The organism is Colwellia sp. MB02u-9, assembly GCF_014077085.1.
Taxonomy (GTDB): Bacteria; Pseudomonadota; Gammaproteobacteria; order Enterobacterales; family Alteromonadaceae; genus Cognaticolwellia.
The window spans coordinates 63,975-90,261 of the sequence record NZ_JACGVF010000070.1; the positions used below are offsets into that span (position 1 = coordinate 63,975).

The following is a 26,287-nucleotide window of genomic DNA, read 5'->3' on the forward strand; positions in this document are numbered from 1 at the left end:
TTTACATTTAGTAATGAATCAACTCTAATAAACACCTGAGAAAATAAAAGCATTGCATGCTGGTTTATTTTTATTCACTAAAAAGGAACTTTCCAACCTTATGTCGAGCCTTAAATTTCGCGACTTATCTTCGGGTAGCAAGTCTTTAGTCTTAATCGAATTTTTCTGTTTTGCGGGCGCTCTTTTACTGAGCTTATACTTAAATAGTTTATTTCATTTTGTTGCTTACGATACACAAAGTATCGCGTTAAACGTGTTGTTTATCCACGCAGTTGTTTTTGCTTTAATGGTTCAGCTTTCATGTTTGGCAATGGGACTTTATAACTCCAAGTTAAGGGAGAACTTGCGAGGCGTCATGAGAAGATTACTGGTGTCGGTCGCTATCGGTTTCTTTATTGTTTCTTTGCTCAATCCTATTTACGGTGCTGACGCATTAGCTATTGAGCTACTAGCTATGGCGTCATTGATAAGTTTGTTCATAGTGAGTGCTGTGAGGTATTTAACGCTACGAATAGACTTTTTTGGTTTCAATAAACGCAATATCCTAGTATTAGGAGGAGGTGAACGTGCCTCGATTATAGAAAGGCGAATGCGTCGTGATGTTGACCGACAAAACTTTTTTATGCATGGCTTTGTTGTCCTTAATGGCGATGCTGACCATGGCATCATCAATGAAAATATCATTAAGTTAGATACCTCATTAGTTAATTACGCGTTAGAGCATCAAATTGATGAAATTGTTGTGGCCAACGACGAGCGCCGAGAAAACCTACCTGTGGATGAACTTTTTGCCTGTAAAATTAGGGGCGTTGAAATAACAGAAATTCTTGACTTTATAGAGCGTGAAACGGGTCAAATTGCTGTTAATTTAATTTATCCAAGTTGGGTTATATATTCGAATGGCTTTGCATCACCTAATCATCTACGAAACACTTTAGACTGGGTCTTTAATGCGGGTATGGGCTTTATTTTATTGATGGTTACTTGGCCTATTATGCTCATTACTACCCTATTAATTAAGTTAGATGAGGGCTTAAAAGCGCCTGTTTTTTATTCTCAAGAGCGTGTCGGCGTAGATGGCCAAGCCTTTAGTATTATTAAATTTAGAAGTATGCGACTTGATGCAGAAAAAAATGGTGCTCAAATGGCCTCAGAAAATGACGATAGAACCACAAGAATTGGTAAGTTTATTCGAAAATATCGCATTGATGAACTACCGCAAATATATAACGTAATGCTGGGTGAAATGGGTTTTGTTGGCCCTCGTCCCGAGCGTCCAGAGTTTGTTCAGCAGTTGATTAAGAATATTCCATACTATAATGAACGTCATAACGTTAAGCCGGGTTTAACAGGCTGGGCGCAACTTAAGTACCCATACGGCGCTACAGAAAATGACTCGTTAGAAAAACTAAAATACGATTTATATTACATCAAACATCGCAGCTTTATGTTGGATTTACTGATTTTAATAAGAACAGTTGAAATCATTTTATTTGGCAAGGGCCGCTAAACTTTCCACCCTAATATCTTTAAATTCAAGTGCCTATGTACTTGAGTTTGAGAGATAGCTTCAAGAATAAACCCCCACATTTATGCAGGTTTACACCATAATATTAATCACTTAAAACTCATTTGTTAACCGCCATTTGTTAACTGAAAGCCGACAGCTAGCAACTTAAAACTTCAAACTGTTGTGATCATTTAAAGGGTAGGTGCGTTAAGACACAACTCCATAAATCTTCTTTCAGTAAAGGGCTCAGAAATTGAGAATCGTCCTAATTGAAATTTGTTAGACTTTAATTCTTGATTGATAAAGTATCGAAAAGTGAAAGCAAGTTGATATCCTTGTCGATCTATTTCATCAAACATGTCTTTGTTATAGGTTGAGGCATTACCCACGGGGTAAGAAATAGACAATACTTTTTGAGCTAATTTCGCTTCTAATAACATTTTTGCATGCGATAATTCATGTGATAGTTCTTTGGCACTTAAGCTTGAAAAAATACGATGCGAATGTGAATGAGCACCGATTGTCATGCCGGCTGATTCCATTTCAGCTATATGCGCCCAAGTCATAAATTCACTGTCATAATGCTCTAATACCAAACCAGTAATCTGGCGTAATTCTACTAATTGCTTTTCTATCGGCGCCGATGCCGATTTGAATTGACTTAGTACGGCCTTAATTTTTTTAGTTAACGTTGTGTTAGATAATACAACCGGCTTATGCCACGAAGGCAGACTCAGTTCATCTAAATTACACTGCCTAACATGCCAGGCAATTTCATCCCACCAGGGAACAACTTCTGATTCAATTAGCCCAGTAGCAACAAAAAAGGTGGCGGGGACATTCATGGCCTTTAAAACAGGAAAAGCTAATTCGTAGTTATCTAAATAACCATCATCAAAGGTAATGTAAGCGAGCTTTTTATCAACTATCTGGCCACTATTGACTATGGCTATAAAGTAAGCCTGATTGATAATTTCAAAATTATTTTTAATAAAAGCAACGTGTTTTTCTAAGTCTTCTACGCTACAAGAAAATATATTAGGGTCATACTTGCCCTTATTAGCGTCACCTATACGGTGAAAATTAAAGCAATAAATGCCATTTTTTCGATAACGCCATAATATTTTCGTCATGCCTAAATGACGGAAAATTCGCGTTCTAATTTTATTGATCAGCATGCGCTATTTCGCAATGAAATCAGGTTTGGGTAAGATATAATCACGGTATTGATGAGGACTTCCTGTCTCATTTGCTTCAGCTGCTTTAATCATATTGTACATTTCCCTGCTATTAACGTAATGCAGCTGATGACGCTCACCATCGTTGTATTTAGCTTCTAAATAAGAAAACATATCATCAACAGGTTTCCCTAATATAACGTCCATATCTCTTTCTTGTGTGCCATGAGTGTGCACTTTAATGAATACCCAATCAGGCTTACCCTTAACATGCACATTAGCTTCTACCCATAAATCAACACGCTTATCAGTCGGCTCCATGCCTTTTCTAATGTCAGCGTTCTCGATTTGAGGAAAAATGCCTTTTTTTAATTTTTTCCAGTTCAACATCAATGGGCCGTTCACTATCATAAGGTCACCCCATGGGCTTCCTCCAACACTCACGTCAACACCCGTGTTATGCGATTTAGGTTTAAGCGCATCATCTTTGGCGTAATAGATACTATTAATGGTTTTAGGTTGTGTACTATGAGGGGCTGACGGATAGGTAAAGTCGGCGTAACAACCGGTTTCTTTTAAAACAATTAATTCGTCGTTTACACCACAAAGCTTACCGTCATGACCTGAATTATCTAGTGTCCAATTACCATGAATAAAGCCATACATTAATTGCCCTGTTTCTGGATGATGGGATAAAGCACCATGGTCATTATGTAAAACATGACAAAATTGGCTAATAGACGCTCTTAGGTTATCAGAGGTGTCATTGTCATGATGCAGGTGTACTTCTATCTCACCAAAACCAGCGCGACATAATTTGGCGATTTTATCTAAATGTTCAAAGCGATACTCTTCCTCGGGGTAGAAAAAGGTATGTTGAGGGTGTACGCCGTTGGCATCAAGGTGTTTACTGGCCATGGCTGGATATTCTTCACACCAACGGTCAACACGGCTGCGCTCAATATCAATGCTATTTGGCTTGCCCCATTGAGGTTCATAGTGATCAACAAAGGAGAAAATAATATGTTGGGTATTTGCCGCGTTGTGGGCTGGCTTGTTCATGCGTTGTTTAATGTATTGTGGCAGCCACTCCTGCATATTTTTCTTCTTTAAAATAAGAAAAAATAGATATAAAGCTATGAAAGATAAAAATAAAAATAAAATGATCACTAGCGAGTTGTCCTTTGCCAAGTTCCCTGCACGTTGGAACTAAAATATTTAATAAATCCACGCATCAATGCCAGATTCATCGCCACAAAAAAAGCCAAAAGTGCGATTAACATTGTTGTTTTCTTGTTATCGGCCTGTTGTTTAATGCCATAAAAGGCAGTGAAATAAAATATTAATTGCGCCGCCAGTATCGCTTGATAAAAACCACTATCAAGTAACAACACATTGCTAATCAAGACGATCAACATCAAGTGTGGTACAAACCATCGGCAGACTTTATGGCTAATATAAGCGACAAAGCGCCAACCTAATAACGGATTTAAAGCCCAAGACATCTTAAAAAAAGCTTGGTAATTACCTAAGCCAATACGCACTCTTCTGCCTTTTTCTTCGGCAAGGTTTGGAGCTATCTCTTCAACGGCTATGGCTTCAGGGTCGTAAACTAAACGAAAACCTTGCTTTGCCACATTCATCGCAATTTGAAAGTCATCAACAATGGTGTTTGCAGGCAATGGCATAAAAAGTGACTTTCTAATAGCATAAATAGCCCCATTTGCCCCTTGTAGTGCATTCAGCCTAGATTCATGAAATTTTAGTACTTGTTCGTAACGCCAATATACGTTGTCTTTATTGTCACCCGTATCGCCATCTACTAGATGCAGCTCACCGCAAACTGCGCCAATTTTATCATTGTTAAAATGCCGAGCTAATTGCGCTATGGTATCAGATTGAAAATGGGTATTAGCATCAGAAAATATGATGATATCGTCAATGGTTTTTTCAACTAAGTCATTTAAAACACTCATTTTTCCTCTGTTGGTGTTAAAGATATGCACATATAAATTTTCGATATCAAAGGCTGAGAGTATGTCTGCGGTTTGATCGCTACTGCCATCTGAGCCAATTAATAACGTAAGCTTTTCTTTTGGGTAATCTAAGCTTAATAAGTTTTCTATTCTGGCTTTGATGCAAGACTCTTCGTTATATGCAGCAATAATGACAGTAACAGCGGGGTAATCCTTAATATTTAAGGTCCGGCGCTGATGTCTGCGCCATAAATACTTGGTGTCACTGAAAGCTTGTTTAATACCACTAAAAGTAAATAAAACTAACGGGTAAATAAAATAACTGTAGATAATTATTGTGACGCTAATCCAAAATAAGCTTTCCATTAGCTCGCTGCCCCGTGATTTTTTTTCACATAAGCTTTGGCCGGTATACCCAGCATAGTGGCGCCTTTATCAGCATTTTTAGTCAGTACGGCATTAGCACCAATTTTCACATCATCAGCGACGGTTAGCCCGCCAATAATTTTTGCACCCGCACCAACAAATATATTGTTAGCTAAAATAGGTGACTGACCTTTTTCATCGCCAATAACCACGCCACTTTCTAGGGTAATATTATGGCCGCCAACCACTTTAGAATTAATAACGATGCCCATAGGGTGCATAATGACAAAGCCAGGGGCAAAGTCAGCGCCACTGCCGATAACACAAGCGTTTAAAAATTTATTAGCCCATTGAAAAAAGTAAGCCAATAAGCCAAGTTGGTGGGTAGCACACCAGCGCATACATCGATACAGCACATTAGCGCTTGTGCCGTCAGCCATGAAAATTCTGAGCATACTGACATCAGCACCATCTTGGGCAAAAATTTGTTGTTTTCTTCTTAAGTCAGCTTTTAAATTATCCATTTCAATTACCATCTCGATTTATATCTAGACTCACGAGCGATAATAACTGCGCCGCGTTATGCTGCCATTGGCGCTCGCTTTCAATATAAGCACGGGCATTAATACCGACGGCTTTATGTGCTTTTCTATCATTAACAATGTCAAAAACTTTGTCGATACAGGCTTGTTTATCGCCAGCTGGAAACAACCAACTGGTAACGTTATCTCGAACAACCTCGGCAATAGGACTAAAGTCAGGAGCGATCATGCCTTTGCCCATCGCCATAAATTCAAATAATTTCATCGGTGAACCATAATCATTTGAATCAGGTAATATCCCTAAATCCATGGCGGATAAATAGGATGAAACTTGGTGATGTGGCACTTTACCCGGTAAAATAACTTGCGATTCAACACCGGCTTCAATCACCTTGTTTTTAATGCCCTCAAAAGCGACACCATCGCCTACTAGCAATAATACTAGTTCAGGTGTTTGTTTTAATCGATGGCAAACTAAATCTACAAACCAGTCAATACCATGCCAATGCACAAATGCACCGACATAACCCAGCACTATTTTGTCTTCAATACCGAGTTTACTTCTTAAAGCGCAACCTGAGCTTTCATCAATAACAAACTTATCTAAGTCGGCCGCATTGGGTGAAACAACCGAGTTTGCAATCTCACCGTAGGCTTGCTCAGCGACTTGCTTAAATCGCGTTGAAATAAACACTAAGCCGGTAGCATTTTTAAAAGTCCAAGCCTCTATTTTTGTAGCAAGCTTTTTAAAGCTTAATGCACGCACCCTTTGAACTTGGCAAGAGTCGTTAATTTCTAGCACTATGGGTAAGTTATGACGTTTTGCCCACCAAACACTGGAAAACATAAATAAAGAATAACGTTCATAAATAAGGGTAATATTTTTTTCTTTAACCGCTTTACGTAAACGTATTAAGGCAATTAAATTAAAAGCCAGTTCAAAAAGTTCAAAGACAAATTCTGGCACATGTTTGGTCAGATCAGAAAGTATGGAAAAACTACTTTTTTTAGTCGGTGCTTTTTTAGCCTGTTCAACTGCAATGTTTGTTTCTTCTGCTTCAGGTTCGGCTCCAGGTAAAGATAAAATATCAACGTTATTACCTAACTGCCTCAAGCCTTTAACAACACCTCGAATATGCACACCTTCAGCACCTCTGCCACGGGTTCTATGATGAAATAAAATATTCACTAGTATTTGTGCTCCAGTGCGCTAAAGCAGTAACCTTGCGCAAGCCATTGCGGAATTAGTATGTCAAGTGCATCAATACAACGTGTGTTGTCGTCATGAAATAGAATAATATCGCCAGACTTAACTGGCTGTTTTAGTAAGCGCTCGGCAATTTTATTCGCAGGCTCTTTTAAAAAGTCTTGAGAGTCGCGACTCCAATGCACGGCGGTAATTTTTTTCAGCAGCAGTGTCAATATTAAGCGTTTATCCCAACGCCCATGAGGCGCTCTAAATAAGGTACAAGGTTTACCCGTAATCTGTTTAATAATGAGATTAGTTTTATCAATTTCTATGATTTTTTCAGTATGTGAAATTTTATGAAACGCGGGATGACTATAAGAGTGATTCGCGATGGTGTGAGCGCGCTTGTGGATTTCGTGCAGTAAATCAGGGTTGCTTTCTGCTCGACTACCAATAATAAAAAAGGTGACCTTAATTTGATATTTATCGAGTAAATCCAACAAACGCTCGATTACGCCAGGAACAGGACCATCGTCAAAGGTTAAATAGAGTGTTTTTTCTTGTTGAGTTTTGCTCAATAAAAATAAACGGTCGGGCAGTATGATTGACCTGAGGAGATATTTTAATTTACCGAGCATTAAATCATAGTTCCATTATTTTGATTAAATCACATTGTAACAGTAACGATTAATAATCATACCCTGAATGTTAATAATATTGCTATCAAGTGTTAATTTTCATTAACATTTGCAGCAGTTGCTGGCGATTGTTTTGCCAAGAAAACTGTAAGCTATGCTGCTGTATTTTTTCTTTATCCCATGTGTTTGATAAAATATAAGCTAAGCCATTGGCCACGGCCAAGTCACTTTTGGCTGAAATTATTTTGCCACAAATTTTTTCATCAACCACTTCAGGAATACCACCAACATTACTGACCAATACCGGTATGCCACAAGCCATTGCCTCAAGTACTACATTTGGCACACCTTCGTTATAACTAGGTAAGGCTAAGGCACGAGCTTGGCTAATAAGCTCAGGCAATTGGTCATGATCAACACTGCCCAATAAAATAACCTTGTCACTGATGGCTAAATGTTTTGCTTGGCTAGAAATTTCACTGCGTAAATTACCAGGCCCAGCATATAACAATTTAAGGGTAGGGTGTTTTTCACTTATTGCAGCAAAGCCTTTGAGTAGCTCAATGACACCTTTCTCTTTTTTTAAATTACCAACATATAAAATATAATCATCATTTTTTTCTTTTGTTATGGCATGCTGTACTTGAAATTTTTGCTGATCAACACCGTTGTAAATAACATGAATTTTTTCTTTATTAACACCCATAGCGATCATTTCATTAGCTAGAGCCTGAGAGACTGACAAAATGCCTAAAGCTCTTTTACTGGCATTAACTATTTGTTTGGCGCGAGCCGGCACCTTGCCATGCAAATTAATATCACTGCCATGCACTTTAAAATAGAAGTCACAATTAAATAGCTTACTGATCCAACTAGCCGCTACTGCATCGGGAAAGGCCCAACTGGCGAATATTTTTTTCGGATTTTTGCGCATTAACCAGTAACCAGAATGCAGCATTATCGAGGCAAACATCATAGCGCTATAAAATCGCCGACCAAACTTTGGCAGGTAAAAGTAAGGCACGTATCGCAAATTTTCTGTTTGTTTAAGCTCTTTTCTATGGGAAAACCAATCAGCAAAGGCAATAGGCACTAAAACACTTTTAGTAAATTTATCATCGAGTTGAGCAAATTGCTGACGGTTGAATGTTGCTCGATTAGGCTCCCAAGGTAAAGGGTATAAATTAGAGATTATAACAAGTGATTGTTTGTTTTTATCAGAGTTCACAGATAGTTACTCTGTGTTTGCCGCTAACGGTTAGCGGGATATCATCTACTAGATCAAACATCAGCTGTAACTCGTTTTCAGCGTATTTATTTATCTCTTTGGCAATGTCATCTTTGTTTTGTTCAGTAAAGTGCTTATTGGTAATCAACAGTATCTGCACACTAGATATTTCGCTTTGTTTAACTTGAAATTTATCTATGCCGATAAATTCTTTAAACAAGTGTGGGAAAAGCTCGCCGGGAATTGATTTTCCAGAAGCAGTTTTAATAATATCGAGTTTACGGCCATCAATACTGCTCATAATGGGTAACGGGTTTTCGCACCCGCAAGCTTGGTCTATTAAAGTGGCTCTATCACCATTAACATATCGAATTAACGGCATACCGTAATTATATAAGTCGGTAACAACCAAATCGCCTGACTCGCCAGTTATTGACCGTCCTAAATTGTTAACAGTTTCCACCACTAAATGATCACTATTAATATGAAGGTTTTTATGTGCTTGGCATTCTGCCGACATCAGCATAAATTCACGGCAACCAAAGGTATTATAAACCTCACAGTTAAAAGCTTTTTCGATGACTTGTCTTTGAAATTCGTGCAATGGCTCGGCACCCGTCAGAATGGTTTTTGGGGAGAATACCGAGATTTTTTGTTCGATAATAAATCGAGCTAATTCATATAAAGGGTTCACATAAGAAACCAGCGCTGTGGGTCGATAACTATTTATCTCCTCTACATAGGTATGCATGTTGTTGGTGTTCATGGCGAACGAATTAAGCATTTTTCTATTGTAAAACCTATGGTACAAGTTATTTTTTATACTTTTAAATAATGTGGGTTGACCAATGTCAGCCCCCCAAAGGTATAACGTTTTTTGCCCTAAGTCTGCGCCTAACCAACCATAACCGCGCCACATAATAGCTTCTCGGCGTGTATTGCTTTCTATATCAAGTTCGAAACGAAACGGTTGCCCTGTAGAGCCACCGGTCGCTTTTTTGATATTGTTTTTTGCGTTATTGGCGACAATGTCACGATAATGCTCGGTAATATCATCTTTAGTCACTAAGGGGAGTTTGGCAAAATCTGACATAGTATTAATGTCATCAATAGAGTGAATGCCAACTTTAGCCCAAAATTTGGGATAAAAGCTGGTATGTTTAAATGCATGCTCAAGTAATTTTCGCAGCTGCTGCCACTGATGTTGCTTTAACTCTTCAGGCGTCCAGGTTAAATGTTGTTCATAATGGGTGATATGTTCAACAAGATTTTTACCTTTAACAAGTTCATACATCGGCATTAATACATGACGAAAAATTGCGGTATACATCAGTAAAAATCATCCTTTTATTTTTAGTCGTCCAATGGCTTAAATTTAACAAATTAATTACATAAAAGTAACGCTTTTATAGTAATATTCTTAGATAATAAAAAATTAAGTGCTTAGTTGATAATAATACCGCAATTGTTATGACTTAAATAAAGGCATATGTAGCGTTAATTATTTTAACTAAATATCTATGAACTGACTTTTGGGCGGCATTTATGCTGTTAACTTGGCAGGCTAAAGTTTGGCTACATTGTTACCTGTGTGAATTACATAGAGAAGTAAATAAAAGGAAGTTTTTGTGTCACAAGTATTAGTTTCTGTTGTTGTACCTGTATATAACGGTGCAGAATATCTAGAAAAAACTGTTGAATCGATATTAGCTCAAGACTATGAAAATATTGAACTTATTTTAGTTGACGACGGTTCTGTAGATAATTCAAAAGCTATTATTAGCCAACTTGTAGCGCAAGACCCCCGTATAAAACCTTTTTTTAATAGTAATGGCGGTGTTGCTCACGCTAGAAACTTTGGTATTGGCCAAGCAAAAGGTGATTTTATCGCCTTTTGTGATCAAGATGATTTATGGCTACCAAGCAAGCTCAGTCAACAAATGCCATTGTTTAGTAATAACAAAGTTGGTCTAGTTTACTGTGGCGCCATCACTGATTATATTTTATATAAAAGACAGTCAAAGTCAGGCTTTAAAAATAAGCATAAAGGCAAGGTTTTTGAGCAATTAGTACAATTAAATATGCTCACTTGCTGTACCGCTGTAGTTCGGAAAAGCGACTTACAGCAAGTCGATGGTTTTGACGATGACAGAGCTTTAATGGGGGTAGACGACTGGCACCTTTGGCTTAAATTAGCCATGGTTTGTGAGTTTGATTTTGTTGCAGAACACCTCGCTGTTCACGTATTTCATGGCGACAATTACTCATTAAACGATGAGAAAATGCATGAAGCTGAAATGGTATGTTTAAAAAAAATTGAAACAATAGCAACTACTTACCAAAAAACTGCAGACTGGTCGTTAATCAAACAACGGCTACACCTTAGGTATGCTAAGTCTTATATTTATTCGGGCTTGTATAATTTAGCCGGTAATACTTACATTCGTGCCCATCAAACTAAAAAAAATATCCCATCTTTTTTAAAAGGCTGGTGCATAAAAGTAGTGCCCAATTTTTTTTGGAACATACTACAAAAAACTAAACGCAAATTTATCATGCATTAGTGACTCGTGTATCTACGTTCGAGTCATTCGTTTTTAAAAGTATGTCTAGGGGCTTTATAATGGGAAGCATCATACCCTTTCAGTATGTTTTCTTGAAATTATAGATAATACATTCTGAAATACAGATATTAAGTGGTGGTATATTTTTTGTATTTCTCCTAAACCTGTTAGATAAGAAGTCTATGAGAAAGTGATTTTCTCTATTTAGAAAAACACATAGGAAATTGAAAATATGATCCACCTCTGGCAAATCACTTCAATATTAATAACTCTACTAACGGTATTCTATTTAAGTACAAAAATATCTAGGTCGAAAAAATTTCAGTTTATCCTATTAAGAGACAACCGTTTTGGAGCCATTGATGGGTTGCGTGGATATTTAGCTTTAGGGGTTTTTATACATCATTTTATAATTACTTGGTATTGGAAAACTCAAGGGATATGGCAGCAGCATGAAGATAGCTATATACAAAATTTAGGTAAAGTTGGTGTAGCTGTTTTTTTTATGATTACGGGGTTGTTATTTACACAAAAGTTATTAAAAGATACTGGTAATATTCGCTGGTTACGCTTATATGTGTCTAGAATATTTAGGATTTACCCACTTTATATTTTCGCTTTATTGTTTATAACAGTGCTAGCATTTTATGAGACAAACTTTATTATCAATACTGACACCCTACAATTATTAAAAAACTATGTAAGATGGATGTTATTCCAGGGAACTAAAATTAATGGTTTTGAGCATACAGAATTGATTATAGCTGAGGTCTACTGGACGTTAAGGTATGAGTGGCTATTCTATTTAATTTTACCCATGCTTGCATTTATTCTAAAATTAAACAGATCAATTAGCCTTAGCTTGATTGCAATATGTTTTTTCTTTTTTATTGAGCCTGTAATTTTTGCAAAAATAAATAGTAAGTATTTTATTTTATTTGCAGTAGGAGGTTGTACTGCTTATTTAAGCCAAAAACTTAATGAGAATCATACTTTTTTTAGACATTATCTATGGTCGTATATTTCTTTAACCTCTCTTATACTATCGTTAACTTCTGCAGAATTTCTTAGTGTGGTGCAGCTTGTTTATATTACTATTTTCTTCATTCCAATAGCCTTAGGAAATGATTTGTTTGGTGTGCTTTCTTTAACAGGCTCTAAAGTTCTTGGTGAAATTAGCTATAGCATTTACTTGTTGCACGGCATAGCTCTATATATTTTATTCACAATACTGCCGTTTGCTGATTTGTCATTTTTTACTTATGAAGAATATATTATTTCTATGCCATTTGTTGCTTGTATCGTTGTTATTATTTCAACCCTAACTTTCTTAAATGTTGAGTTACCGAGTATGAAATATGGCAAAAAGTTAATAAAATAATTATCTTTTACGGAGATAATTATTATGAAAAATTAACAAAAATATAATTTATCCGCAAGAGATCACAGAGCAAACAGTAATAGAGTTTAAAAGATTAATAATTAAGCATAACTAAGCTTTTTTGACATGTAATAAAGACTGAAAAACATTGGAACATAAACCGGCTGATACTTACTATGGCAAGATTTAAAATTATGACTGGTCTTTACTATATATCAGATATGAGTATTGTTTTCGATTTAACACTTAAAAAATTAAATTTGATTAACCACAACCCTGTATTTTCAGAGTTAGCAATTTGAAGGATATAAAAATGACTTTTAATCTATCCTTTTTGGGTATGGCATTAAAATATGTTGGCTTTTTAATATTCCCGCATACTTTAACTTTATACACCATAAAAACGAGTAATAACTAGTGTCTTTCGATCGGAGCGTAGATGTGACATCTCCCGTATATCAAACCCAAAATATAGAATTAGATTCCAATATTCAAAATGAAATTTTACAAACGAAAAAATGGAAAGTACTAATAGGAACATTTCTATTTGTTCTTATAGTATCGTTAATTTTGGTATGGACTAGAGAAAATATTTTTGAGAGCAAGGCTACTATTCAATTTTCTGCTACACAGATATCAGGTGCAGAATCTTCTTCTACGTTAATGATAGATAGTTTACAAAATCAGCAGCGCCTTACAAGTAACAGAATATTAGCAGCAGTTAATCACAGCATACGCTTTAATTACGGTATACAAAGTAATGTGAAATTACTGAGTGAAATGCTAAGTGCCGAGTTGCAAAGTGGCCAAATTATTAACTTAAGGGCAACCGGAAGTAACCCTGAGCAATTGAAGCCGATTTTGTCTGCTTGGTTAGAAGAATACCTTAAGGCCTTTGGAGAAGAAAACGACAATAATAATACTGATAGTATATTAAGGCTAAGCAACATGCTTATGGCTTTAGAGGAAAAAATATCGCAACAAAAAGTAGCATTAATTACCTATAGTCAAGATAAAGACATTGTTTCTCTTGAGCGTAACGAAAACAAAATTTTAAATAAAGTAAACTCACTGGAAAAATTGCTGCATGCTGCAGAGCAAGACTACCTTAACCAGCAAGAAATAGTAAACCGCATTAACTATGCTGAAAAAGAAAATAGGTTAATTACTCATCCTGAAGATGAAGCTACTATTGCAACGATAAGACAAAATATAGCTAAAATTGAAAATCAATTGAGTGAATTATCTGATAAATATACGCGAAAATATATGGAGAAAGATCCTAGGATAATTTCGATGCAAAATTCGTTATTAAATTTACAAGAACAATTTAAAAAAGAGAGCCTATTAAGCCAATCTATATTCGTAAAAGAAGCTAAAAACAATTTACTGGTGGCAAAAAGCAAAGTTAGTCTTTTAACCGAGCAACTTGATGCGCTCAGTATAAAAGCCCAAGCTTTTAATCATCGTTTAAAAGAATATGTTCGCTTGAATGATTCATTGGATAAATTGGTAGCACAAGCACAAAGCCTAAAAGATAGCTTGCTCGCGCAGGAAATGCTACAGGTAGGAAGACCTCAATTTAAGGTGCTAGAATATCCATTTGTGCCTAGTTATCCTATAGCACCTAATAATAAAAGAGACTCTTTAATTAGCGTGCTAATAGCAGCGGTTGCTTCACTAATAGCGTTATTTTTGTTTAGTTATATTGTACGACAAAAACAGGCATCAACAGTTTTTTCAAATTATACCGTAGTGCCCAATGACATGAGCGATAAGCGACAACTGCTTCATCAACAAGAGGCTCAAATTTCCGAGAATCAAGTATTGCTTGAACAAAAATTTGCTATGGAAAGTTTTCGACTTTTAAGTGCTGGTGAATGTCATAAACTGGTGAGTTTTGCTAGTAAACAAGGAAAACTTGTTATTTTGCTAGTATTAAGTGGCGTGAATATTAAAGAATTATTAGCAATTAAGTTACAGGATGTTGATTTAGAAAAAAACACCCTCGAAGTTAACGGAGCGTTCGCCAGAAATATAGTGTTATCACCTGAAGTCAGTGTGCTAACTGCAGACGTTATGGAGTATAAAAACACGCAAGACAATATTTTTGATGAAGATTATTCACTTGAAGAACTATCTCATTTAATCACTAATAGCGCTCATGACGCAGCGTTAGCAAAACCAGAAGGCATTAGCCTAGAAAGCTTGCGACATACCTATCTTACTTTTCTATCTGAGCAAGGAATAAAATTAAATGATTTGGAAAAAATAGCAGGATATATTAACCCCGCACAGTTGTCGCTTTACCGTAAAAATAGTATTAACACACAGTTGGAAAATACAGAAGTTAGAACAATATACCCAACACATTAAATTAAGTATCTTTTGATGTGTTCAGGGCTTTATTAACAAGCCTTATAATAAATGTCAGATAATTCTTGGTACATTGAAAAAATGACAATCTGGACTAACTAGCTGGCTCTAGGTTACTTACTAAAGCAAGTATGCTGTGGCTAATCATAACGGCGAGTGCCGCTAATATCCTAAATTAAATTATTGTTTTGCTATCAATAACGCTGCTCAGTACGATTGTATTTTGGCGGCCTAAATTATAATCCTAACTTTAAGGAAATATAAACAGCAACGATAATTGACCAGCAATAAAGCATAGATCGAACAGCAAGGCGTGTAGAAAAGTGTATTGCATATTCTGGATTGAGCTTTACGAGTCTAATGTGGGACGCTATTGCCATACCTAAAAAGATGAATAGCAATAGTGTGAACATTCTACTGATAAAAAAGCCTGTGATCATAAAACCCACCAAAGAAAAGAACAGGGTTTTGTTTAGAAATAACTCTGCTTCTTCTTCAGGCGGGAGAGTTGTTTCAGCGTCGTCTAGCTTTTTCTTGCTAATTCTATCTTGAACAAATAGATAGCCCGTTAACGCGGTAAAAATCAATGCCCCGCCCCATAAAGAATAACCTGGCACTCCTAATTCAGCAGCAACATGAATATATGAATTGTGTGCCACTAAGCCATGTTCTTCAAGAAACTGGCCCATGCCGATACCAAAAATAGGGTTGTGTAATAGCATGAGCACCCCAGCATACCAAGCCTCTAAGCGGCCATCGGCAGACTCGTCCATATTACTTTGTAGAGATGTTATTACTGTAGCAGCAATAGGGGCGAGAACTACAATGGTAATAAATAGTTTTGGCCCCGCATTCATTACGATAAAATATACCGCAATTAAAGCACCAGCACCAAGCATAGTGCCACGAGAACCGGTTAAATAAATACCATAAAATAGCGTCGCCAATACGCCAAACATAAGTATTTTACTGACCGCTTGGCTTTTTTTATAAAAATAAATAGCAAAAGGAATGTTCATGACTAAAAACATACCTATGTCATTTGGATCATTAAAAAACCCTAAATAAGTAATGCGCCGCTCACCAAGATTAATGTAACCAACAGAGTATGTGCCTAATGCCCAACCAGCGCCTTGATATGCCGTTTGTTGTACATGACCGTTATGCACCATAAGTAGTGCAGCAAAAAGACAAACAGCCATAAGTATGTGTTGGCGCTTAATACTGGTTATACAGTTTGAATATAAGAAGAGAGGAAACAGTGCACTGATCATTATGCGCTCAGATTGCTCGACACCTATCATGCCTGAGCCGTTCAAGAACCCTGAGACTATAATTAACGGTACTAAGCCTAATATCATCCAATGCTGTGGATACATTTTTATTGGCCTATGCATGGCAACAGTGGCGCCAAACGCAATAATGATAAAAATTTGAATGGTTATCCACTGAAGACTTATTTGAAACATTTCATGTGGACGAATAAGCACTGAGGCGGTATATAAAAATAAAAAGAAGAAGCCTAACGGCGAGTCTTCGGTTTTATTTTTTGGGAAATAACGAGCCATACTTTTATAATTCCTTTATAAATTTTTTCTTAACACTCGGGACAATATGTGTAATAACATAATGCAACTGAGCCTTTTTAATGTCCTTATTAAGTAACAATACCCAACAAATGACTATAATCACTGGCAACGTAATGTTGAATATTACGGAAAAACTAGTAAACGCTGAGCTATAGTTATGATTTATTAACATAATTATAACTTATTTGACCTGGCGCATAAATTATATCGTTAAGGTTTTATTAAATAATCTAATGATCAATAAAATCAGTTTACTCATTTCGTCAATGCTAATTTCCATTTTTCTAATACTTTATAAGCAAATAACCTTAATGGGTTTAAGTTGATTTTTAAGTTCACCATGCCCATTTTTACATTTGAAAATTTGGACTTGTAGCTATCCTGATTACTACCCATCATAAAATCGTAATAGCAATGGTTACAGTTATCTATACTCCAAATATGTAAAGCTAGCCCAGGTGATAACTTTGAATATTGCCCATCATCCCAGCCACACTGATAAAAATACAAGGTTGTAGCATCACTCAAATAATAGTTTATTGCGATAGCTTTCCCGTCAAATAAAATAGCACTCATTTTTATACTATCACTATTATTTAACAATAGTTGCTGATGAAAAGCATTAAAGTTAGGGTGAAAAAAGGCCCCTAACTGCCCTTTTTCTTGCCAACGTATTTGATGAAAGTTGACTAATGTTTGGTAGTAATCTTTATAGTTTTCAGGTTTAATCCAAACACATTTTGCCGAATATTTTTGAAATTGGTTTAATGACCGCTTATGTCTTGATCGAGTATTTCGACTTAACTCTTTTATAGACCAACGCTTAGTTTCAACTAAGTATCTGGTATTGTTCTGTTGAATATTATATTTAAAAGCGCAAGTGATTAAGGCAGAGATATGACTGTTAGATAATGCCGCACGCCAAATTATTTGGTCAACTTTCATTAGCCTTAAACACAAGGCGAGTTCTTTTAACACCACATCTTTATATCCTGGGGATATTAAAATATCGAGATATTCTGAAGCGATTTCGGCGCTTTCGGGTTCTCCCTGACCTAAGGGGTATAAAAGCGTGGGCAGGTGCCATTTTTTTTCATTTTGACAATAAAAAGGGGCAATGGCGATTATGTTATCATTTTGGTAAATAACGATACTGTGCAGTTGCCAGCTCGTTTGCCAATAATGTGCATACCAAGTAGTTAACCACACTAATGAATTCATTAGTGGTTGGCTATTAGCTTTCTCGTAGTCGTAATAACATTGAGACAGCTCTTCAAAGGAGCTAACTTTTATTATTTTAATTTTTTTTAAAATAGCTGTTGTTGGCATAGTTATATAGGTTTAGCGAGTAATAATTAGTTTAAGCCAAGGTCTTTTTTAATTTTATTTTATCGGCAAGTAGGTTGAATATTATGACTTTAAGATTTTGCGGTAAAAGCATAAACCAACAAATCAAGACAATAAAAGGGAAAGTAAGCGCGGCAGAGAACACTAGCTCTAGCCAAGTATCGACAGCAAGCCTTTCTAATATTGAAGACCCAATAAACGATAACGAATAAACCAGAAATATTGACATAGCCAAGCGTTGATAAATTTCACCTGTTTTATAATTATTATAGTGTTTAAATAGGGCCATTTTCACAAACACATTAAAGATTAAATTGGTAATCGCCCCCGCCATAGCAAGCCCAATTAAGCCAAACTTTAATCCTAGAAAAACAGCCATAGGAATGTTAAAAATAACAATAAAAAAGCTAATTAAAGACAAAAGTTTATGGTTAGCTTGTGCGAGTAAAATGCTATTAGCGCTAGTGGTAAAACCAGCACAAAGTACAGAAAAAACAGAGTAATATAATATAGAGACTGAATATTCAAATGCCTCACCTACCCATAAAACAATGAATACTTTGCTAAACATTAACAAACAGGTAAACATTACGCTCGCGAGAAAAATATTGATAGTGGTAGTTTGGATAAATATTTTTTCCATATTCTGTTTTTTAGCAGCCATTTTATTATAAACTGGCCCGAAAACACCGGTAATTGTGCCAACAAAGGCTCTCGTATGCATAATTAAATTGGCAGCAATTTGTTGAATGGCAAGAGACGGTAAGTCAAATAATCTTGTAATTATCATCGGGCCTGATTTTGAACCAATAGTATTTATAATGCCGTTTAGCACTAGGTGCTTTGAATAAGAAAAAAGTTCATTTATTTCATTAAAACTAGCTAATTTCACGTTAAAAGCGAGGCTAGGGAATAAACGTTTAGCATAAATGACTTTTAGTATATTGGTAACGACATCAGAGGCTAGGGTGGCAACAACAGCCCCCCATATATTTAAGTCTGATATTAACCAAAATACGAGCAATGCTTTTACAATTGCATTTAAGGAAGATAAATTAGCGTCAATATCAAAGCGTAATAGGCCAGAGAAAAAACCATGAAAAGGGTTCATCAAAAAACCCCAGAAAATCTTTATAGAAAGTACTAATAGTATTTGAACTAGGGTTAATTGGTCAGGCCCAGTAACGCCAAAAATCGCAGGTACTTGGGTCAAACCAACAAGTGCTAAAACTGAAAAAAGCCCTAAAATAGCAAAAAGCACTATCCCTGTTGAAAAAACAATATTTACCCGATGATTATCTTTAAGTGCAAGCGCTTGAATAACTTGTCTCTGTACTGCTTGTGGAAAGCCAAGATCGACAACATTAAACCAACCTAGGATAGAGAGTACTAAAACCCATAGACCATAATCATTACTACCGAGTACACTAATTAAGTATGGAGTAAGTAATAATGACGTGATGACAACAATAGCCCGCTCTAAAAATCTAAATATAGAGCTTTTTAATAGGAGTTTTTTCATTTATAGTTTTATATCTTCGGTTGCCATTTAATACAAATCTTGCTTATCACACCATTTATTAAATGAAGAGTGCATTGCTGTTGTCCATTTTTCATCCGTTAATAACTCATATTTAGGCGGCGCCTTATTTGTTGTTGAAACTTCTGAATTTATAGGTTGAACATCTAAGAATTCATATATTGAGTTTATTTTTTCACCTAACTCCTCTAATCTAACCTTTATCCATAATTTACTGTCAATCAAGTCTAATTCTTTCATGATATTTTGATTCCAGAAATACCAATACCAACAGTTTCTTTCGAATTCAGACATGTCTAACCATTCATCTTTAGACATGTAGCCGGATAAATCTCCTCTTGGTCGGTAATCCGAATATATACCTGCATATAAATTACTATCCAGTTTGTTTTGCCCTTCAAACTCCATTTCATTATTTGAAAACCAACCTCTAGAGTATGTGGAGTTGACTGTTTTAACAGGTTCCCTTATTAGCCATATAAATTTAGCCTTTGGCATTATTTTGTGGATTAACCCTATTAAGTTAGAAAGTTTTTGATCTGATTCACCATAAATAAGACTAGAGGTTTTCGTGTCTTTAATATAAAGCTTTCTTAGTTCTTCTGCTGCTTCTGCTTGCGAAATTTCACCATGGAGCAACTTAGTAGAAATTCTTATTAATTGAAGTTTTGGTTCATGAAAACATGCGATGTTATTATGTTTGGATAAGGCTTTCGCAATTGTTGTACTACCTGAACGGCCGGTACCCAATACAAAAAATACATTTTTTCCATCTTCGTTTAAATTTTTACTGTACTTTTCAATTTCATTTAGAGGTAATTTTCGTCCTCTTATTCCTCCGTATGACTGCAAGTTATTCAAGCGTGAATATGTATCTTCATCTCTGTAAGTAATTTTATAACTTTCATTTATTGAAACAATAGCTCGCTCGGGAATATCATTAGATATGACTAATCCTGATTTGATCACTGCGCCTTCACCTATCGTAACACCAGGAAGAATACTTACATTATCATCAATATATACATTATTTCCAATTCTAACAGGATGATCATTAGTCGTAGAGTCGAATGGTAGGCATATGCCCTCATAATTACTTTTACTTGTAGTAATATTAACGTTACTACCAATTTGGGTGTTACTTCCAATTGAAATCCCTCCCCGGCAATTTAGATAAGAATTTTCTCCAATGTGGACATTATTTCCTATGATTAAACCTCTGGGTTCTATTATTTTAATATTTCGAGATATTGTTAAATACCGTCCTTTGTTGTTAATGTCATTTTTTATTTTATTTAATTCTTCTTTTTCATAGGCTTCCATTATTTTTTTATAAATTAATGGATTGTTTTCAATCATTGATTGAAAACCATAGCTAATTATTTTTCGAATTACTTTTTTGATTCCAATTAATTTTAAAAAGCTTTGTAATTTCAAGTGCATATTTAATCTACCCTTTTAAAAGAACTTATTTTTTAATGTACTCAAAATATTCTTGAGTTTCATGTAAAGAGTTGATTTAAAATGGATTTTATTTAGATGCTCTGCTTTTTGAGAGTCAAAGGATGTGGTTAATATATTATCAGCATCATTTTTTATCCATTGCAAGAATTCAGCATTTGTTGTGAACCCTCGAACTCTAGCTGTGAGTGCTAATGGTTGACCGGTAGAGTTTGTTAAACAATTTTTTGAGCGTGGATCATCCATATGTTCAGCGTGTATTAATGGAAAGTACCAACCGCTTACGTAACCATCTAAAGACATTCTTGCCCTATCAACAGGAAAGGCTCTTCCGTTGCCTTCAACTAGGTACTTTTTAGCTAAGCCTTTCATCATTAGAAAAGCAGTGCCTCCTATCCAGAAATTTTGTAATATTTTGCCTTTGTTAAGTTCTATAATTTTATTTATTGCTACTTGTTTATTTCTTTCATAATCTTCAGGATAAAAAGTCCAACACCCGACCATACCTACTTTCTTATTTTCATTTAATAAGCTTACACATTTATCAATCCAACCGTGTGGTGCGATTGTGTCATCATCTAATTTTCCAATAATGTTTGAAGTGCTATTTTTTAAAAACCAATATGTTGGTTCTGCTTGCATTACATTATTTTCACTTTTATGAGTTAACACAATCCTGCTATCATCATATCGTTCTATTAATTCCGCAGTACCGTCTTCTGAACCATTATCCCACCAATAAAGCCTAAAATTACTTTGATCAGAGAGTATATTTTCTAATGTTTTAATAACATAATCTTTTCTATTCCAAGTTATTAACAATATATCTACAGTTTCAGACACACTCATTTCTTCCTTTAATTTGCTATGTACATTATAAAAAATAATACAATATTTAGTTTTAATATCTAAAAAGATAACGACACTGACTTAAATCAATAGTTTTTATATTGATAGGCTGTATTTATTGATTAAATTAGTTGGGTTATTTGATTTTTGTTGTTAATCTCTTTCCTGAAATTAAATTGTTATTAAATTGTTATGCAAGAGTAACTCATTTGTGATTTTAATTAAAATAATTAAACCTATATATTGGCAATGGTTGAGGACTTACACTTCGATCCAACAATTTTTTGCTAATTTTAGACCTACTAGTGCAGCTGTAGCTTTAAAATATTTAAGTAAGAATAAATTGGATATAGCTCAAATATCAGTTAACGACATAGACTTCATCTATAAAAACCTTAAGTCATGGACGGACGCTCCTTCAGTTACCGGAAAGAAAATTTTAACTGATATTTTAGAACCATTGAAAAAAGATACTTCTGTTGATGATGATTGTATGGGAGTGATTGTTGAAACACGGTCACATTCTGCATTGGAGTTCGTTGTTTGTAACTTTGTCGAACAAACAGGAAAAAGAGTTCAGCTTTTTCATGGTAAAGAGAATACGGACTTCATTTTGAATTCAAAAATCGGTGATTTAGTTAAGAACGGTGTTGTGTTTTTGGTAAAGCTAGATATTGATAGTTTAAATGCAAACCTATATAACTCCTTGTTTTTAATTGAGTCATTCTGGAGGTTGATTGTAGCTAGGAATAAGGTGATAGTATTTCAAACAGATAGTGTAATTTGTAATGCATCAAGTTATCAGTTGTCAGATTTCATTCACTTCGATTATATAGGTGCGTGGTGGCATAATCGTTTGATCCCAAATGGTTTGATTTTAGATGGAGGGGTAGGTGGTTTTAGTATTCGAAATTACGAATTATCAATTGAAAGTGTGCGTAGATTTTCAAATCATACCTGGCAAGGTGGTGAAGATGATTTTTTTGCGTTTCATATAGAATTACTTGGAGGGAAAGTAGGTAAAAAATCCGATTGTATAAAATTTTGTACTCAAAATGAGTTTCTTAGTGAGAGTTATAGTGCACATCAAGTCAATAATTTAAATCCTGAAGCTTTAGAAAAGTTTTTACGTTATTGCCCTGATGCCGAAAAAATACTTTAAACAGTACTATTTATTAATGTGTTAATTTTAGGAACAGGATAAACAATGGATCTTTCTATTATTTTTGCAACCTACCATAGTGAAGAAATCTTGCAGAAATCTCTGGAGTGTTATTGTTTAATTGAGTCTAACTATCAATGGGAATTAATCATTGTTGATAATGCTTATCGTGAAGAAACGAGAAAAGTAATTGACTTATTTAAAGATATAATTCCAATTCACTTTATTGAAAAGTCTGAATCAGGCAAGAATAACGCTCTTAATAAAGCGATACCTCATGCAAAAAGCGACCTAATTTGGTTTACCGATAACGATATTTTACCAAATAAAAATTTAGTCGATCAATATGTAAATCATGCAAGAAGTAAGCTCGATATAAATATTTTTGGCGGTAAAATTTTACCAGACAGAGTACTTCCAAAATGGATTGAGGTGTCATCACCAAGTATTAAAACAGCTTTAGGTATATTGGATTTAGGTGACGAGAATAGACTGATTGATGCCGATGCCTTGTGGGGAGGAAATATGCTTATTCGTAAAGGTATATTCGATCAAGGTGTCCGTTTTGCTTCAAAAGAGATAACTGTAGTAAATAACCATATTACAGGAAGTGAAACTGAGTTATTGATTCGTCTTAAAAATGCGGGAAATACCACAATGTACTTGAAAGATTCTGAGGTACGTCACCAGATCAGAGATGAGCAGTTAACATTGGGCTGGCTAATTAAAAGAGCTTATAACGCTGGCGGTGGTTATGTGTATAATAATCCAGTTGGTCAAATGCCTAATTTTTTTGGAATGCCCAGATACTTATTTAAAGTATTATTGACTGACATATTGAAGGTCTTGGTTAAGGCGTTTTCTTTTAAGAAGAGTGAAATTTGTTTATCGTTAATGAAAGTATCTAATACATATGGAAAGCTAGTACAGTTTAGCCGAGATAGAAACATGGTAAATAGTAGTTCGACAAACGCTTCTTAGTGTTTTGAGTTTACTTCTTATTAGCTGCTATTTAGCGCTCATCTTATATTGTGGTGAGCACTAAATAGAAATTAAAATAGGCTATCTGCTACGTGGGGTATGGGACAAGCCTAAGACTTTTCCATCTCTTAAGTCTCTGTTTTTATTTGCAAATAATTATGCCGCAAATTATAACAGGTAGGTTTAGATTACCGATAGTTTGTTATCGTATTATTCTTTAACACTAAAGATAAGCTTAATAATATGACCTGTAAGATAATAAAGCTTTCGCTCAATGCCAGTGGATTTACCACCTGCAGTCATGAATGTTTTATATAAATATTTAGAAGTCATTCCCTTGTGTTGCCTAAACGTGTGCCAGTGTTTTTTTAAAAGCTGGCAATGGCCAATTAGTATCGAGCGGCCATTAGATGAAATGTTGCCATGGTCCATTCGCCGGACTTTTGTTAGCGCTTGGTCAATGAAACCTATTCTAAAGCCTTGTTGAACTAGGCGTATGCTGAAGTCATGATCTTCAGAGCAGCGTATGCCTTGATCGAAAAAATCAACTGCCTCTAGTGATGCTTTAGTAATAAGTAATGAGGGTGGGGTAACTTGCATCGATTCTAATAAATCAATAATTGTTAAGTCAAAGGGTTTATTATTAAATGTTGAAATATCACCTTTATCATTAAATGTAGTGACGCCTGTATGGCAAGCTGAAAAATGTGGGTACTCTTCTAAAAAAGCTAGTTGTGTTTCAAGTTTATTCGGTAGCCAAATATCATCAGCGTCTAAAAATGCAATTAAATCACTGGTTGCCGCTTTTGCCCCCTCATTTCTAGCCGTGGATACACCTTTATTTTCGGTGAAATTGATGATTTTTATATCAGTATATTGAGATAAAAATTCTATTGCTTTAGCACCACAACCGTCATTTACTACTATAATTTCTTGAGGTTGAATTGTTTGTTGCTTTATTGATTGGTATGTTTCGTCAAAAAACGCTTCAGCATGATAAAAAGGAATTACGACACTAATAGAGGGGAGCATTAAACATTCCATTGTTTGTTTCAGTTAATTAGCTACTAAATGTACTTTTATTCTAATTTTCATACAAGCTTTTAGACCTATTTCTTTTAATGATAAGGAAGATGTAGTAATTTATAAACAATAAAAGGCGATGTTTATTATTACGGACAATTTGTTTTGGTAAGTAGATTTTATAAGGGAATATAATGCAAATAAGGGAATATAATGCAAAAAAATGAAAAGCCACTGAATATTTTACAGTTAACATTGTCATTTGAGAATGGCGGTCGCAAAGAGGCCATTAGAAACCTCGCAGCAGGTATGCAAGGAGCTGGACACAAGGTTTTTTTAGGTTGTGTTTCTCATTTAGGTGCAGATGAGATAGATTTAACCGTATTTGAAGACACCATTGTATTTGATCGGAAAAAACTGTTCGACTTTGCTGCGGCAAAAAAGTTAGCGCGATTTTGTGCTTCGCATGACATAGATTTAATACATACACATGATGCTGGCAGTTTGTTTTTTTCATCGCTCGCTAAATTTTCTTTCAATAAAACACCACCTCAAATCATGACTTTTCATCGTTCATTAAACTTTGAAACAGCAAGCTTTAAAAACAAATTACGTAATATGTTTTCGCTAATAGTTAGCGAAGGTGTCATTACTGTGTCAAATGCTCGCGGTCGAGATTTTATTGCCAGCAATTTAATTAAACCTAAACGATTACAGTTAATTAATCTTTCTGCAGATATAAACAGATTTTCATTTGATCTTGATGCTAGAAATCGTATTAGGGATGGCTTTGCCATTAAACCAACCGACATTGTTTGTGGTGCCATGGGGCATTTTGGCTTAGAAAAAGGCATTGATGTAGTTATTAAAGGTTTTGCTGACTTGCAACAGCGCCTAGGTGACGAAGGTAAGTCAGTACACTTGATGATTTTAGGCAAGGGTAATGAGCAAGACACTAAACGGTTAGAAAAGCTGATCAGTGACTTTAAGGTTGAAAGGGTTATTTTTGCCGGTTTTCATCCTGATCCTGAATCTTACTTTTCGGCATTTGATATTTTCTTACATTCTCCAAGGGAAGAAAATGGCGCTACGGTATTATTTGAAGCAATGGCGACAGGTTTACCTATAGTTGGGTCTTTAATTGGTGGTGTGCCTGAAGCTATAGTAGAAAATGAAACCGGTTTATTGGTTGATAGCGACACGCCCAAGCAATTGGCTGATGCAGCCCATAAAATAATTGTTAATAATGAGCTTAGAAGCGCTATGGGACTGGAGGGCTTTAAACGATGTTACCTCAACTTTACTCGAGAGCATTATTTTAATCGCCATGTCGACTTTTATAGAGAAGTTTTAAAACAAAATTAACCATAAGTCATAAAGGAAATGT

Annotated in this window: 21 protein-coding genes; 7 read left to right on the top strand and 14 right to left on the bottom strand. The window is 35.3% G+C overall.

What is annotated here, in order from left to right; genetic code table 11:
* The first annotated feature begins 100 nt into the window (after positions 1-100).
* Positions 101-1,510: a TIGR03013 family XrtA/PEP-CTERM system glycosyltransferase gene (locus H4J65_RS03920; protein ID WP_182137257.1), complete on the top strand. Its 1,410-nt coding sequence runs from the start codon at positions 101-103 to the stop codon at positions 1,508-1,510.
* A 191-nt stretch (positions 1,511-1,701) separates the two neighbouring features.
* Here H4J65_RS03920 and H4J65_RS03925 read toward each other — a convergent pair whose 3' ends face one another.
* From H4J65_RS03925 to H4J65_RS03960, 8 genes are all read right to left on the bottom strand, one after another.
* Complete coding sequence (locus tag H4J65_RS03925; protein ID WP_182195684.1) at positions 1,702-2,688, bottom strand: polysaccharide deacetylase family protein; 987 nt, start codon at positions 2,686-2,688, stop codon at positions 1,702-1,704.
* A gap of 3 nt (positions 2,689-2,691) precedes the next feature.
* Complete coding sequence (locus H4J65_RS03930; RefSeq protein ID WP_259367508.1) at positions 2,692-3,786, bottom strand: hypothetical protein; 1,095 nt, start codon at positions 3,784-3,786, stop codon at positions 2,692-2,694.
* A 71-nt stretch (positions 3,787-3,857) separates the two neighbouring features.
* Positions 3,858-5,030, bottom strand: a complete 1,173-nt coding sequence (locus H4J65_RS03935) for a glycosyltransferase family 2 protein (protein WP_182195687.1) — start codon at positions 5,028-5,030, stop codon at positions 3,858-3,860.
* Positions 5,030-5,554 (bottom strand): serine O-acetyltransferase, encoded by a 525-nt coding sequence (locus tag H4J65_RS03940; RefSeq protein ID WP_259363403.1) that lies wholly within the window; start codon positions 5,552-5,554, stop codon positions 5,030-5,032. The genes H4J65_RS03935 and H4J65_RS03940 overlap by 1 nt, the downstream gene beginning before the upstream one ends.
* Position 5,555: 1 nt before the next feature.
* Positions 5,556-6,761, bottom strand: coding sequence for a glycosyltransferase family 4 protein (locus H4J65_RS03945; protein WP_182195690.1), 1,206 nt, complete (start codon positions 6,759-6,761; stop codon positions 5,556-5,558).
* Positions 6,761-7,399, bottom strand: coding sequence for a polysaccharide deacetylase family protein (locus tag H4J65_RS03950; RefSeq protein ID WP_182195693.1), 639 nt, complete (start codon positions 7,397-7,399; stop codon positions 6,761-6,763). The genes H4J65_RS03945 and H4J65_RS03950 overlap by 1 nt, the downstream gene beginning before the upstream one ends.
* 85 nt (positions 7,400-7,484) lie before the next feature.
* Positions 7,485-8,627, bottom strand: coding sequence for a glycosyltransferase (locus tag H4J65_RS03955; RefSeq protein WP_182195696.1), 1,143 nt, complete (start codon positions 8,625-8,627; stop codon positions 7,485-7,487).
* Positions 8,617-9,957, bottom strand: a complete 1,341-nt coding sequence (locus H4J65_RS03960; protein WP_182195699.1) for a phenylacetate--CoA ligase family protein — start codon at positions 9,955-9,957, stop codon at positions 8,617-8,619. The genes H4J65_RS03955 and H4J65_RS03960 overlap by 11 nt, the downstream gene beginning before the upstream one ends.
* 298 nt (positions 9,958-10,255) lie before the next feature.
* Here H4J65_RS03960 and H4J65_RS03965 point away from each other — a divergent pair, with 298 nt between their 5' ends.
* From H4J65_RS03965 to H4J65_RS18175, 3 genes are all read left to right on the top strand, one after another.
* A complete protein-coding gene (locus tag H4J65_RS03965) occupies positions 10,256-11,191 on the top strand; it encodes a glycosyltransferase (RefSeq protein ID WP_182195701.1) in 936 nt (311 codons plus the stop codon).
* 232 nt (positions 11,192-11,423) lie between these two features.
* The gene (locus H4J65_RS03970) at positions 11,424-12,572 is read left to right on the top strand and encodes an acyltransferase (protein WP_182195703.1); all 1,149 of its coding nucleotides are present in this window, start codon (positions 11,424-11,426) and stop codon (positions 12,570-12,572) included.
* 441 nt (positions 12,573-13,013) lie between these two features.
* On the top strand, positions 13,014-14,948 hold the full coding sequence (locus tag H4J65_RS18175) for a tyrosine-type recombinase/integrase (protein ID WP_182195705.1): 1,935 nt from the start codon (positions 13,014-13,016) through the stop codon (positions 14,946-14,948).
* Positions 14,949-15,184: 236 nt separating this feature from the next.
* Here H4J65_RS18175 and H4J65_RS03980 read toward each other — a convergent pair whose 3' ends face one another.
* The 5 genes from H4J65_RS03980 to H4J65_RS04000 all read right to left on the bottom strand — a co-directional run bounded on the left by H4J65_RS03980 (position 15,185) and on the right by H4J65_RS04000 (position 21,728).
* Complete coding sequence (locus tag H4J65_RS03980) at positions 15,185-16,516, bottom strand: O-antigen ligase (protein WP_182195708.1); 1,332 nt, start codon at positions 16,514-16,516, stop codon at positions 15,185-15,187.
* 276 nt (positions 16,517-16,792) lie between these two features.
* On the bottom strand, positions 16,793-17,758 hold the full coding sequence (locus H4J65_RS03985) for a GNAT family N-acetyltransferase (protein ID WP_182195710.1): 966 nt from the start codon (positions 17,756-17,758) through the stop codon (positions 16,793-16,795).
* A 139-nt stretch (positions 17,759-17,897) separates the two neighbouring features.
* Positions 17,898-19,406, bottom strand: a complete 1,509-nt coding sequence (locus H4J65_RS03990; RefSeq protein ID WP_182195712.1) for an oligosaccharide flippase family protein — start codon at positions 19,404-19,406, stop codon at positions 17,898-17,900.
* Between the two features lie 27 nt (positions 19,407-19,433).
* Positions 19,434-20,867, bottom strand: a complete 1,434-nt coding sequence (locus H4J65_RS03995) for a sulfotransferase (RefSeq protein WP_182195715.1) — start codon at positions 20,865-20,867, stop codon at positions 19,434-19,436.
* 15 nt (positions 20,868-20,882) lie between these two features.
* Positions 20,883-21,728 carry a glycosyltransferase family 2 protein gene (locus H4J65_RS04000; protein WP_182195718.1) on the bottom strand — a complete coding sequence of 282 codons (846 nt, stop codon included), beginning with the start codon at positions 21,726-21,728 and terminating at the stop codon, positions 20,883-20,885.
* 217 nt (positions 21,729-21,945) lie between these two features.
* Here H4J65_RS04000 and H4J65_RS04005 point away from each other — a divergent pair, with 217 nt between their 5' ends.
* A complete protein-coding gene (locus H4J65_RS04005; RefSeq protein ID WP_182195721.1) occupies positions 21,946-22,896 on the top strand; it encodes a DUF5672 family protein in 951 nt (316 codons plus the stop codon).
* Positions 22,897-22,941: 45 nt separating this feature from the next.
* Positions 22,942-23,877 carry a glycosyltransferase family 2 protein gene (locus tag H4J65_RS04010; RefSeq protein WP_182195723.1) on the top strand — a complete coding sequence of 312 codons (936 nt, stop codon included), beginning with the start codon at positions 22,942-22,944 and terminating at the stop codon, positions 23,875-23,877.
* A 210-nt stretch (positions 23,878-24,087) separates the two neighbouring features.
* Here the strand turns inward: H4J65_RS04010 and H4J65_RS04015 are convergent, their stop codons facing one another.
* Positions 24,088-24,909 carry a glycosyltransferase family A protein gene (locus H4J65_RS04015; protein WP_182195727.1) on the bottom strand — a complete coding sequence of 274 codons (822 nt, stop codon included), beginning with the start codon at positions 24,907-24,909 and terminating at the stop codon, positions 24,088-24,090.
* A 204-nt stretch (positions 24,910-25,113) separates the two neighbouring features.
* Here H4J65_RS04015 and H4J65_RS04020 point away from each other — a divergent pair, with 204 nt between their 5' ends.
* The gene (locus tag H4J65_RS04020) at positions 25,114-26,265 is read left to right on the top strand and encodes a glycosyltransferase family 4 protein (protein WP_182195730.1); all 1,152 of its coding nucleotides are present in this window, start codon (positions 25,114-25,116) and stop codon (positions 26,263-26,265) included.
* The last annotated feature ends 22 nt before the right edge of the window (positions 26,266-26,287 follow it).

Excerpts from the sequence above, each read along its gene's own strand:
- H4J65_RS03920 (WP_182137257.1), top strand. The coding sequence starts at position 101 with ATGTCGAGCCTTAAATTTCGCGACTTATCTTCGGGTAGCAAGTCTTTA.
- H4J65_RS03925 (WP_182195684.1), bottom strand. The coding sequence starts at position 2,688 with ATGCTGATCAATAAAATTAGAACGCGAATTTTCCGTCATTTAGGCATG.
- H4J65_RS03930 (WP_259367508.1), bottom strand. The coding sequence starts at position 3,786 with ATGCAGGAGTGGCTGCCACAATACATTAAACAACGCATGAACAAGCCA.
- H4J65_RS03935 (WP_182195687.1), bottom strand. The coding sequence starts at position 5,030 with ATGGAAAGCTTATTTTGGATTAGCGTCACAATAATTATCTACAGTTAT.
- H4J65_RS03940 (WP_259363403.1), bottom strand. The coding sequence starts at position 5,554 with ATGGATAATTTAAAAGCTGACTTAAGAAGAAAACAACAAATTTTTGCC.
- H4J65_RS03950 (WP_182195693.1), bottom strand. The coding sequence starts at position 7,399 with ATGCTCGGTAAATTAAAATATCTCCTCAGGTCAATCATACTGCCCGAC.
- H4J65_RS03960 (WP_182195699.1), bottom strand. The coding sequence starts at position 9,957 with ATGTATACCGCAATTTTTCGTCATGTATTAATGCCGATGTATGAACTT.
- H4J65_RS03970 (WP_182195703.1), top strand. The coding sequence starts at position 11,424 with ATGATCCACCTCTGGCAAATCACTTCAATATTAATAACTCTACTAACG.
- H4J65_RS03980 (WP_182195708.1), bottom strand. The coding sequence starts at position 16,516 with ATGGCTCGTTATTTCCCAAAAAATAAAACCGAAGACTCGCCGTTAGGC.
- H4J65_RS03985 (WP_182195710.1), bottom strand. The coding sequence starts at position 17,758 with ATGAATTCATTAGTGTGGTTAACTACTTGGTATGCACATTATTGGCAA.
- H4J65_RS03990 (WP_182195712.1), bottom strand. The coding sequence starts at position 19,406 with ATGAAAAAACTCCTATTAAAAAGCTCTATATTTAGATTTTTAGAGCGG.
- H4J65_RS03995 (WP_182195715.1), bottom strand. The coding sequence starts at position 20,867 with ATGCACTTGAAATTACAAAGCTTTTTAAAATTAATTGGAATCAAAAAA.
- H4J65_RS04010 (WP_182195723.1), top strand. The coding sequence starts at position 22,942 with ATGGATCTTTCTATTATTTTTGCAACCTACCATAGTGAAGAAATCTTG.
- H4J65_RS04015 (WP_182195727.1), bottom strand. The coding sequence starts at position 24,909 with ATGCTCCCCTCTATTAGTGTCGTAATTCCTTTTTATCATGCTGAAGCG.
- H4J65_RS04020 (WP_182195730.1), top strand. The coding sequence starts at position 25,114 with ATGCAAAAAAATGAAAAGCCACTGAATATTTTACAGTTAACATTGTCA.